Origin of the sequence: Bradyrhizobium sp. LA2.1 (assembly GCF_040547725.1) — a bacterium.
Lineage (GTDB): Bacteria > Pseudomonadota > Alphaproteobacteria > Rhizobiales > Xanthobacteraceae > Bradyrhizobium > Bradyrhizobium barranii.
Window position 1 is genome coordinate 1 of the sequence record NZ_JBEPQI010000061.1, and the last position, 10,904, is coordinate 10,904.

The 10,904-nt window shown below is 60.8% G+C and carries 6 protein-coding genes and 7 pseudogenes; 7 read left to right on the forward strand and 6 right to left on the reverse strand.

Annotated features, from left to right (window positions below):
• Positions 1-95: 95 nt before the first annotated feature.
• Positions 96-329: pseudogene (locus ABIB95_RS46715) on the forward strand (transposase); the annotation flags it as partial.
• 19 nt (positions 330-348) lie between these two features.
• Entirely contained in the window at positions 349-672 is a 324-nt protein-coding gene (locus ABIB95_RS46720; RefSeq protein ID WP_247337951.1) for a hypothetical protein, read from the forward strand.
• Here ABIB95_RS46720 and ABIB95_RS46725 read toward each other — a convergent pair.
• Positions 651-1,868: an IS110 family RNA-guided transposase gene (locus tag ABIB95_RS46725; RefSeq protein WP_354249146.1), complete on the reverse strand. Its 1,218-nt coding sequence runs from the start codon at positions 1,866-1,868 to the stop codon at positions 651-653. The two genes, ABIB95_RS46720 and ABIB95_RS46725, sit on opposite strands and share 22 nt — an antisense overlap.
• A gap of 259 nt (positions 1,869-2,127) precedes the next feature.
• On the opposite strand from ABIB95_RS46725, the pseudogene ABIB95_RS46730 reads away from it, so the two are divergent.
• Positions 2,128-2,352: pseudogene (locus ABIB95_RS46730) on the forward strand (transposase); the annotation flags it as partial.
• A 79-nt stretch (positions 2,353-2,431) separates the two neighbouring features.
• Here ABIB95_RS46730 and ABIB95_RS46735 read toward each other — a convergent pair.
• Together ABIB95_RS46735 and ABIB95_RS46740 are read right to left on the reverse strand one after the other, a co-directional pair.
• Positions 2,432-2,803 (reverse strand): annotated as a pseudogene (locus tag ABIB95_RS46735) (hypothetical protein).
• A pseudogene (locus tag ABIB95_RS46740) lies at positions 2,796-3,796 on the reverse strand (transposase). The pseudogenes ABIB95_RS46735 and ABIB95_RS46740 overlap by 8 nt, the downstream one beginning before the upstream one ends.
• Before the next feature lie 1,320 nt (positions 3,797-5,116).
• On the opposite strand from ABIB95_RS46740, the gene ABIB95_RS46745 reads away from it, so the two are divergent.
• Positions 5,117-5,917 carry a glycoside hydrolase family 108 protein gene (locus tag ABIB95_RS46745; protein WP_354249142.1) on the forward strand — a complete coding sequence of 267 codons (801 nt, stop codon included), beginning with the start codon at positions 5,117-5,119 and terminating at the stop codon, positions 5,915-5,917.
• 706 nt (positions 5,918-6,623) lie between these two features.
• On the opposite strand, the pseudogene ABIB95_RS46750 reads toward ABIB95_RS46745, so the two are convergent.
• The 3 genes and pseudogenes from ABIB95_RS46750 to ABIB95_RS46760 form a co-directional block, all read right to left on the reverse strand.
• Positions 6,624-6,883, reverse strand: a pseudogene (locus ABIB95_RS46750) (transposase); the annotation flags it as partial.
• A gap of 54 nt (positions 6,884-6,937) precedes the next feature.
• Positions 6,938-7,195: pseudogene (locus ABIB95_RS46755) on the reverse strand (transposase); the annotation flags it as partial.
• A 15-nt stretch (positions 7,196-7,210) separates the two neighbouring features.
• Complete coding sequence (locus tag ABIB95_RS46760) at positions 7,211-8,557, reverse strand: IS5 family transposase (protein ID WP_354249143.1); 1,347 nt, start codon at positions 8,555-8,557, stop codon at positions 7,211-7,213.
• Between the two features lie 167 nt (positions 8,558-8,724).
• Here ABIB95_RS46760 and ABIB95_RS46765 point away from each other — a divergent pair.
• The 3 genes and pseudogenes from ABIB95_RS46765 to ABIB95_RS46775 all read left to right on the forward strand — a co-directional run.
• Positions 8,725-8,880, forward strand: a pseudogene (locus tag ABIB95_RS46765) (IS110 family transposase); the annotation flags it as partial.
• Between the two features lie 591 nt (positions 8,881-9,471).
• Positions 9,472-10,422 carry a caspase family protein gene (locus tag ABIB95_RS46770; protein WP_354249144.1) on the forward strand — a complete coding sequence of 317 codons (951 nt, stop codon included), beginning with the start codon at positions 9,472-9,474 and terminating at the stop codon, positions 10,420-10,422.
• A 40-nt stretch (positions 10,423-10,462) separates the two neighbouring features.
• On the forward strand, positions 10,463-10,904 hold a 442-nt coding region (locus ABIB95_RS46775; protein ID WP_354249145.1), incomplete at its 3' end, for a hypothetical protein.

Genomic DNA, 10,904 nt, shown 5'->3' on the forward strand with positions numbered 1-10,904 from the left:
CAGATCGCGCCGTGGCGCGAGCTTTGACGCGAGGGCCATGATAGGGCCGATCGCTGCATCGCGCGAAATCTATTGGCCACTTCTTCAACGACCCCCGCGTGCACTTCATGCGTAACGCGCTGGCGCATGCCGGCAAGAGCGGCCGCCGTGTCGTCTCCGCCTTCATCGCCACCGCGTTTGCCCAGGACGATGCCGAGGCCGCACAAGCACAGTGGCGGAAGGTCGCCGACCAGCTTCGTCCCAAGCTGCCCAAGCTTGCCGGCTTCCTCGACGAGGCCGAGACCGATGTGCTCGCTTATATGGCGTTCCCGCCGCAACACCGGATGAGATGGACAAGCGATTTTTTTCATGACCGAGATGACGATTGCAGAAATCGCGTACGTCCATTCTTTTGTTCGGCTGCGCCGCGGGCCATTCTTCCGTCCCGGCCATCGATCTCGCAGCCGCCGCGCGCAGGGGCGGTCAAGGCTGGCCGCGTTTGCGGCCACCGCAAGGCTTGGCCTTGACCGGCCCGAGCACGGCGGCATGCTGGCGTGGAACGGGACTGCATTCCTGGCTGGCACTTGCCGTCAGGCGGGATTATCCTGGGTGGGCGCGGGCGACCTCGTGGCGAAGCGTGGCGCATCGGCTGCAAGCGCCACCAGGCTGCCCTATTTTGTCTTGCCGAGTTGAGGCGCCCGCGCGCCGGTTTTTGGCCGCCGTGGTTTCCATTGCGTCACCAAGCGCTCGTAGCTTTGCTCCGCCTGTGCGGCAATCAACATCTCGCGGTCGCGCAATGCCTTGATGTTGTAGGCATACGCTGGCCCACGCCGGCTGCCTTTCTGTTGCGGATGTCCGGCTTGAAGCTGCATCGCGCGGGTCTTAATGGCGACCAGTGCCGGGCGCGCCCACAGGTAATCCTCGCCCTTCGTCAACAAATGCCAGCAAAGCACGGTGAGCTTCCGGGCCACGGCCACCGCGGCGATCTGATGGCCGCGCCGGGCGCGGATGCGCACGAAAAACGCATGCAGCGGACCGGGCGCCTTGGCCGCTGCCCAGGCCGCCTCGACCAGCATGGCGCGCGCGTGACTGCGGCCGATCTTGCTGATGCGGCCGTGATGGGCGGCGCCCAGTCCGGACTGCCGCACCCGCGGGTTCAGCCCAAAATAGCTCACCAGCTTCTGCGGGCTGTTGAACCGGCTGATGTCGCCGATCGCCGCCACGATGCCGGCGGCGACCGCCAAGTTGACGCCGGTGATCGTCATCAATCTGTTGACCGCGGAATCGTCGATGGCGTCCTGCGCGATCTCGCGGTCGAGCAGGGCCAGATCTTCCGCCAGCCGGTCAAGCTCGCGGACGTGCCGATCGATCGCCGCGCGCTCATCGTCTGGCAACGGTTGAGCGGCCAACCACGCCCGGCCGCGGCCGTTGAAAAGATCGGCATGCGGGCACTTCGGGATTAGGTGTGCGTGCAGGATCGAATGCACCTCGTTCTTGAGCCGCGTGCGATGCCGCACGACCTGGTAGCGCCGCGCCACCAGCCGACGCTTGCGTTCGGTCTCCGCGTCAGGCGTCCAGATCTGCGGCAGGTACCCGGCCGCCTGCAGACTGGCGAGCGTGCCGGCATCGATCTTGTCGGTCTTGACGTGAGCCTGGGCGATCGCCTTCACCTGCAGCGGATTGGCGATAATCACCCGTGCCACGAACGGTGCCAGAACCCGCGACACCGCCATGCTGTTGGCGGTCGCTTCGACCACCACCTCATCACTGGCCAGCAGGGTCTTGCCAAATCCCTCCAACGCAGTCCGCGTCATATCAATGCGGCCCGCATGGCGAAGCCTGCCGTCCTCCCAAACCACCACCTCCCCGAAAGTTCGGTGGACGTCGATGCCAATCACCCGTCGCATTCGCACCTCCTGCCAATCAGACCACATGACGGGAGCTACGGGCGACACGACAACTACGGATTCGCGCTCTCAGCGCAACCGGGCGAGTCGCAGAGGCGGCCAGCTACTAACTCGAGCTCGCGGCTCATCGAATGCATCGGCCTGCCCGCACCTTCGTGCTCCCGGTGCCTCTGTCCCGATGGTCGCACCATACGCTACGATCTTGAAAATCGCAGCGGAACATCGGCACCGAGAAACTCTCATACCGGTTACCAACCCGATCGAGCGCCTCAACGGCGAGATCAAGCGCCGCACCGAGGTCGTCGGCATCTTCCCCAATGAAGACGCCATCGTCCGCCTCATCGGCGCGATCCTGCTCGAGCAAAATGATGAATGGGCCGTCCAGCGCGCCCGCTACATGACGCTGGAAACCATCGCGCCGTTGAGCGATGATCCCACTATCAGCCTTCCGGCGATCGCCAGCTGACCGGCCCGGCTCTTGCCGGCGAACGCGGTCTCCCGCCGCCAGCTACACCACGCAACGGGACACGATCCTGTTGAAGAACTCAGCCGCGTTCGCAAACGAAGCCCGAATTGTGGCCATTGTGTGTATAGACATGGCCGGCGAGCCTGCCCGCAGTGCCGATCATAAACCCATTCGCGTCCGCAGGCGGGGTCATTCTCGTCTCGGCCTTCGCATGAGAACTCCGTGCAGGCCGAACCGTTTCGCGCGCCGGAGAGGACATCGGGAAAGCCCTCCAGCGCACCGAAGCCAATTTCACCGTCGGACTTGCCGCCGAAGCTGAGATGCGCCTCTTCAGGTAAGATCGAGGAAGTCGCCCTCCCACTTGTCCACTTCGACGATGCGCCAGCAGCCGGAAAAAAGCCTTGACGAAGCCGGGCACCTTGGTCGTCAGCCGCCCTCCGTGATCAACCATTGTAGGCGGCAGCAGCGAAGGTAAAAGCGATCCGCCCCGATCACGGCCACGGAAGCGGGTCTTCTCGTGCCCGGGGACCGTCTGGATCCAGCCGAATGCCTCCGCGATGCGCTTGCGGATGCTTTGGCTGACGGCATAGCTGCCGCGCCCGTCGTTCGCCGTCGATAGCAGAGCGGCCGCCGCTGGTGTTCTGCGCCACATGTGGCGTCACGTTCATCGAGCGCAGCTCGTTGACGAAGTCTTCTGCATCTTAGGCTTTGTCGGCGGCAGGCGGATCGCTGTCGGCCGGTCGGCACGCGGCTCGATCATGTGCAGCGCGGCGACCATTCGGCATGCCCGTTCACCAGCGTCAGGCGGGCGTCGACCAGGCCGCGATGAAGCAAGGCTTCGTTTCCCTGCCTTACCCTGCGGTACAGCTCGGCATCCGGATCGGTGGTCGAAGCATGGGTGTCGTTGGAGCGTTTCTGGCCGTGGAAGTCCGCTTCGGCATTGCGCCCGCCACCTGGCGCCGGCAACTCGCTGGAGCCGTCCTGCGGTTTGACGCTCTTCATCGAGGCCCAGGCCTCGATCAGGTTCTGTCGACCGAGAAGTATTCGCTCGACGGAAGCCTCGTCATCTTGGCTGCGCCAGCACCGCCGCGAGGAACTTGGCCGCGATGTCAACTAGCAGCCGGTCGCGGTTCTTCGAGAAACCCCGAATGGTCCCAGGCTGCGTCGTCGGCGCCGGATTCCGATGAACCAGCGGAACAGCGGGTCGTAGTCTGGCCGCTCCATCAGAAGCCGCTCCGAGCCGATCGAATAAAACGCCTGCGACAGCATCGCCCGCAGCAGCTTCTCCGGGGGGATCGACGGCCGCCCAATCGGCGAAATAGAGCGCGGCAAGCTCGCGCTCCAGCAGGTCTCGAACCCGTTCCTCCAGCCGCGGGGCGTCCGATGCGGCGACCACATCCTCAGCCGCACTCGCCGCTGCCTTGCCCCTTCGATTATCAATCATCTCCACGGAGACCAGCGTCGGGAGGAGGGCCCATGGCGACGGACAACATAGCTGATCTACATGCCCGGTTGCAACGTCTCGTTGACAGCCAAGAGCTTCTGCTCCCTCATAAACTGCCGCTCGCGGGCAAGGCCGGTGATGACTCCACCTTCGAAAACGTCTCTGACCAGGCGTCGCTCCTCCGGCTAACGCCGGTGTCCGCTCAAAATTCTGAAGGCTGTTGCGCAGCAAGCCGGCATGTCGCCTCTTGATCAAAATGCCAGGGCCGACCCGCCCTAAATGAAAACGCGCACTCATATACGCCGTCAATTTGGTAAGGCGGCACTTTCGACCATGCCGCTCAAGACCCATCGAAACGACACCGTAAGATCGCCCGGCTGGTGAGAACGTGGCTGAGGTTCTTGCACCGGCGTCAGCTCGATTGATTTCTCACGATGACCGCACGTGCCTCGTCAGTGTGTCGGGACGGAGCACCTTTTAGCGCGCTATTCACGCCTGCCGCGTTCTTTTGAATGCTATTGTCGCTGTGTATCGCTAGCTTCATCGCGAACTCGGAGAAGGCACATGGACCTAGCATTCTGCAGCCAGAAATGAAGTCCGCATGATCGCGTCGCGCTACGGGTGGACGGCAAGCCAGTCTCGGCCCCGCTCCCGAGGGAGGTGTTGCGAGTTGCCTGCGACTGGATCTCGCCTGTTCGAGCCGAGGAGTACACATCATGACCAGCCCCAACGCGCCCCATGGGACGAGGTATCGGTAGTTACCGAACACGAGCGTGCCCAAGGATAGTCTCCAAAATCACCGATGGCACGTCAGGTCGTCGTGGACACCGCGGCGCCTTTTTCGGGGCTCACGATTTCCTGGACCGACGCGCGAACGAGCGGCAATTCATATAAGACATATCCTGGCCACGCAAAGTGTCACTGTGATTGGGGCAAACGTTTGGTCGTGCGGGAGACGAAACCTAGACTGGTATGCTCTGGGCACGCTCGGTTTGGGTGAGGTCCGATGGCGCGGACGGGTCCAGCCACTGTGCCTTACGAGCAACCCGACCGCGCGGCGACGGTACCTCTAGGAGAGCGTCGTGAGACGTTCCGAATGCTGATCGGCAGTGACTTGGGCAGTGACCAAGTCGCACGGTCCGTAGTTGCTCGTGAATCGGTTCGAAGCGGGCGGTCGGATGAGAAAGCCGTCCTGCGCGAGAAGCAACAACCATTCGATATTAAGCACACCTGAAACTTAACAATGAGACGGTGTGATGAGAGTATGCCGGTCTGGGCGCTAAGAGTCTCCACGACGAAATTTCAGCTGGGAAAACTGCTATGGCAATCGGAGGTCTACCATCGTGTCTGGCCGTAACTCTCAAATATGAAGGTGGATACTCGAACGATCCAAACGATCGGGGGAATTGGACTGGCAAGAAGCGCGGCGTCGGAGTTTTGAAAGGAACGAAATACGGGATCGCTGCTCATGCATATCCGAATCTCGACATCAAAAACCTGACGCTTGATGATGCAGAGTCAATCTATGAAAGAGACTATTGGAACCCAGTGCGCGGTGAGAGCCTCCCTTACGGCGTCGATCTTGCGACGTTTGACGCTGGCGTAATGTCCGGACCTCGGCGAGGCGTTCGCTGGTTGCAAGCGGCAGTCGGCGCGAAACAGGACGGCCTTGCCGGAAGCGAGACGATTGCGAAGACGATCGCCGCGAACGGCAAAGCGACCATCCTGAGGATTTGCGCCAAACGGCGAGGTTTTGTGCAATCCCTTTCGTCGAGCAACTTTTTCGGGAGAGGCTGGTCGCGGCGCATTGCTGAGGTTGAAGCGAAAGCCGTTGCCCTGTGGCTGACGCGCGGGGCCGGCAAGCTAACGGAAGAAGACCGTGCGGAGATCTATAACGATAGCATCGCTGCACGAAACAAGGCTGTTGCCCACACGAAGAGCGCGAAGTGGACTTGGACCGTCGGTGTGGCGCTTGGCGGCGGCGATACAATCCTAAGCCGCTGCCCCAACTTGGTCGTTATTGGGATCGTCGCTGTTCTCATGATCAGCGGGGTCGTGCTCTGGAACAAGGCCCGCCACAATAAGGAGCGAGCCTTGGCTTACAAGGCCGTGGGTGCTTGATGAGCAGTTCATTTTTCGAGCTGCAGAGCCCCTTTTTATCGCGATAGTTTCTGAGCCGAGACAAAAATACTCCATTGCCGGCTCAGTGCTTCCTTCGTATCCAGTCGTCGCAGGTCCGGTAGTCAGCGCCTGAGCAGGGTAGGATTTCTTTGTACACCTCAGCCGCCGGCTTGAGCCGCCGAATAGGACGCCGTGCGCTCGTTGCAGCCCTCGGCACGAAGCCGATCGCGCTGCTCGGTAGTCTCCACGCCTTTCGCGATCGTGGTGATGTTGAGGTGACCTGCCGCTGCTCCAGTAGGAGTTAGAGTCCGGCCCGAAGAAGGACGGACAGATGAAGCGAGCACGGTTCACGGAAGAGATGGGGTATTCGGTCCCGATCGCCTGACCGATTGCCGCGCGGCACGTTTTGGCTGACGATCATGGACCAACTCCATCCGGAAAGGAGGAAAGCCATAATCTACGTCGGCCTCGATGTTTCGCTGAATTCCGTTGCGGTATGTGCAGTGGACGAGACCGGAAAGCTTATCCGGGAGGGAACCACGTTGGCAGACGCGCCATCGATTGTTCAGTACCTCGAACCATGGGCTGGTCAAGTTGAGCGGGTGGGCCTTGAGGCAGGACCGATGTCAGAATGGCCCGCGCCGCGGCCGAACAAAAGAATGGACGCGATGCCCGCAATCGTCATCGGGGCGATCATTAAAAATCGCTTGTCCATCTCATCCGTCGAGTGCAGCTTGGCGCGATGTGCGGCGGGAACGTCATGTAGGCCAGCACATCGGTCTCGGCCTCGTCGAGGAAGCCGGCGAGCTTGGGTAGCTTGGGGCGGAGCTGATCGGCGACCTTCCGCCATTGCGCTCGTGCGGTCTCGGCATCGCCCTGGGCAAACGCAGTGGCGATGAAGGCGGAAACGACACGCCGTCCGCTTTTGTCGGCATGGGCCAGCGCATTGCGCATGAAGTGGACGCGGGGGTCGTTGAAGAAGGTGCCAATAGATCTCGCGCGATGCAGAGATCGGCCCTATCATGGCCCTCGCGTCAAAGCTCGCTCTACAGCGCGATCTGAAGCCGCAAACGCACTATGAGGGACAATCCAACGCAGAATAAGCGCAAGGAGAGCAGTTGCCAGCCGCTTGAGGTTGATGCCGGCGGCCGTGAGGTAGGCCTGGATCTTCATATTCGGTAGACCGCGCCGTATGGCGCGCGCCAGTCCATGCCAAGTTTTGGCTTCGCCGTGGAAGCCCTCTGAGCGCCAGCGATGGCGTTGATACAGACGTCGATCCTGCTTAGTCGTCCGTTAAGAAGGCGAATTGAGCGGGGCGGGACGGCCGAACGTGCGCCATAGCTGGAGCAGGATGAGGCACAAGAGTTTTCTGAGCCAGGCGAGGATGCGGCGGAAGTTGTGGCCCACGGCTGAGAGGATGACGTTGGCGGCGTCTCCTGCGCGGCCTTTGAGGTAGCAGCGGCCGAGGTGACCATCGGTCTTCAGGTGTCCGATGATGGGTTCGATGGCGGAGCGGCGGCGCAGCTCGCGCTTGATGACACCGAAGACGCCGCGCTTTTGGCCGGAGATGAAGATTCGGCGTGGATTCTGTGCGTCGTGGCCGCGATATCCCTTGTCGACATAGGCCCGCTCGATCGCACAGCCGGTGAGCGTCTCGGTGCGGTCGATGACGTCGCGCAAGGTGTGACCGTCGTACGGGTTGTCGGGCAGCGCCCTGGCGTGCAGCACGAACAGGCCACCGGGAGCACGGCGGTTGTTGGTGACGATAGAGGCTTTGACACCGAACTCGTAAGGCGCGGCTGCTTTGCCCTTGCCGATGCACTCCACCTCCGGGGCGTGGAAGGAATAAAGCTTGAAGCCGCGCTGGCGCTGCTGCTGCGAGCGGATCTGCGAGGCCCGGCTGAGCGGGAGGGCGAACGTGTTCTCAAGCACAGCCTGACCTTCGATGTTGCGGCGGATATCGCGGATGATCCGGCCCAGTCGGCTGCGCAGGATGCGCAACTGCCGCTGATGCCGCTTGAATTGCTTGGCATGGGCGTAGCGCCCCGCCATCATTGCCGCGGTCTTGGCAATGCGAAGATAGGACTGCCGCAGCCTGCCCCCGTGCTTCCTCGCCAGGCGGTTGATCCCCTTGATCGCCGCGTGCAGCAGCTTGGCATCGGTCGGGAAAGTGATGGCCTTCGGCTGCACGGTGGTATCGACCGTGACCCGCTTGAGGTCCTGGCCGCGTAACGCGCCGGCCTCGTGTGCCACCCGCAAGCTCTCGGCCAGCAACAGCTCCAGCTTGTCGCCGAGCCGCTTGCGCCAGTGGCTCAGGTCCGAGCGCTCGTGCGGGAACGCGTGCTGGAAGAACTCTTCGCCGGTGAAGTACTGGAAATACGGATCGTGGACCCAGCGCTCGCACACCCCCTCATCGGACAGCCCGTAAATGTGCTTGAGCAGCAACAGCCCGATCATGAAGCGGGTCGCGATGCCCGGCCGACCGTTCTCGCTATAGAGCGGCGCGATCTCGCCGTCGATCCAGTCCCAATCGACCTTGCCGGCGAGCTGAACCAGCTCGTGCTTCATGTTGATGATCTGGTCCAGCCTGGCCCGGAACAGATCGCCCGATCCCGTCGTCCTGTGCTTCTTCGGTCGCATCGCCACCTCCGATGCGATGACGGAATCATGGTTGGCGATTCGACGGAATCCTGAAAATGAAATTGCAAGGTTCCGACGCCCGAAGCATCAAACCCCTGCAAACGCAAAACAGTCCACAACGACAAATGCGATTCTAGCTCAATCGCTTAGCCACTCTTCACGGACGACGCGATCGCCTAGGAAGCTGGCTCGACGGGCTCCAGAGTCGGATGCATCCGAACAAGGCCGTTGTCGCTCTAGCCGCCAAGATGGCCCGCATTGTCTGGGTGGTCTTGAACAAGCCTGGAGCTCTCTACGAACGCAGAGATCCTGCTTCCACCTGACGCTTTTGGCTTCGATTGCAAGGCTCGGGAACAGTGATGACGAAACAGTGGATCAACATGCCGTAAGCCCTGTGCAAAAAAGCGGGCTTCGTGCCCGAACCATTTATTGGGAACGGCGTGCGCGGATCTCATCATGGCCTGGCTGCAACCGCAGTCCACTCGCGAGAGGCCGGATACATTTATGCAACTGGAAGCGTCATTTTTGCTGGTTACGAACCCTTGCACGGACAGGGCGGACCATACATTTTTTGAAAGGAGCTCGCGAAGTGCGGCCGCATCGCCTTGAACCCTTGAACAACGCAAGTGGCGGCCAGGCGGGCTCGCCCTTTGTCACCAGCCCGGTCTGTTCACCCGAGATGGAGGCCACCCACGGGAGCAAGTTCAAGCCGTCAAATATCCGCACTGAGCCACTCTGACGCACGATGGTGAAACTGCCCTCGTTTTCACGCGAGTTTCACGGCCGTTCCTTTGGACCTTCTGTATAATCGCAGTAACAAGACATTACGAGGCCAGCTTCACAGGAAGTGGTAGTGTTTGAACATCAGAAGACTTTGACTGTCGCCCGACCTGACCGTTTCGTGAGTTCGTACAGTGTATTCAGCTGACACCACCAAAGGCGAACGGCGCCGGGCGGTGCTCGTAGGCATCAACGATTATCACGGCGCAGCGAACAACCTTCCGAGCAGTGTTAACGATGTTAATGCCTTTGAGGAGGTACTCAAGAAGCAATACGGATTCGCCAACATTGTTCGACTTGTCGATTCCGAAGCCACCGTAGGCAATGTAACAGCTGCCTTGCGAGAGCTCTTCGCAGACGTATCGCCGGACGATCGATTGGTCTTCTTTTTCTCCGGTCACGGAACGACTGCACTCCGAGGCCTCGTCATTGAAGAATGCATTGTTCTCTACGACGGCTTTCTCTTCGACGGCACGTTCGCGCAGATGACGCAGAACCTGCCGCCCGGAATATTGACGCTCGTTGCCGATTGCTGCTTCTCCGGCGGCCTTGAAAAGCGGATGTTGGCGCCGGCGTTCAAGTACTCCGGGTTAGTCGGACGCGCGCGCGTCAAAACCCACATGCGTCCAACCCGCGACAAATTCCTCGAACACACCAACGGGCAGGGCAGGGCAATAGCAAAGAAGCGCTTTGGTGAGATGACTTACCTTCGGAATTCACCCGTCGCGGCGAATTCGCGGGATCCCCTGGCCGGGTTGCAGGCCTCTATGCCGGAGGCCGCGTCCGGTGAGACGGGGCAGCTACAGTTAAATGGCGTCCTTCTTTCCGCTTGCCTCGAAACCGAAACGGCAGCCGCGAGCACTGCATTAACGGAAGGGAAGTCGGCCTTTACCTTTGCCCTTCTCCATTCATTGAAGGCGCTCGGCCCCGGAGCAAGCTTGGCTGAGCTTGTGGACGCCGCGAAGTTAATGATCCAGAGGGTCGGGCTTCCCCAGACGCCTCTTTTAAAGGAACCTAAGATTCCAGGGGACACACGGCTCCGCTCCTTCATCACCTTTGCACGCCAGCGGAGAAGTGTGATCTGAGAGCCGCAACCAACCGCAAACATCAACAAGGTGATCAACAATGGACACATCTACGCTTACTCAACTGTCACTTGGCACAGCTAAAGAGAGATATCAGCTTGAGCGCGACCCTTTCGGAATAGATCATCCGAGTCTAGTTCGCGCGATCGTCTCGATGATTACGGCTGAGAACAATGACCAGCAGCCAACCCGGGAACCTAACCAAATTGCAGGTGACCTTGCCAGAGGTCAGCAGCTTACCGAGCAGAAGCTGTTCGGCATCAACCCTGCTATTCTGATCCCGGCGATCATCTCGGCGGCTAGGGCGGTGATCAAAGGTCAGCAGCCCAACGAGTTTGACGAGAGCCTACGTGGCGACGCGATCCAAATTGCAGGTGACCTTGCCAAAGGTCAGCAGCTTACCGAGCAGAAGCTGTTCGGCATCAACCCTGCTATTCTGATCCCGGCGATCATCTCGGCGGCTAGGGCGGTGATCAAAGGTC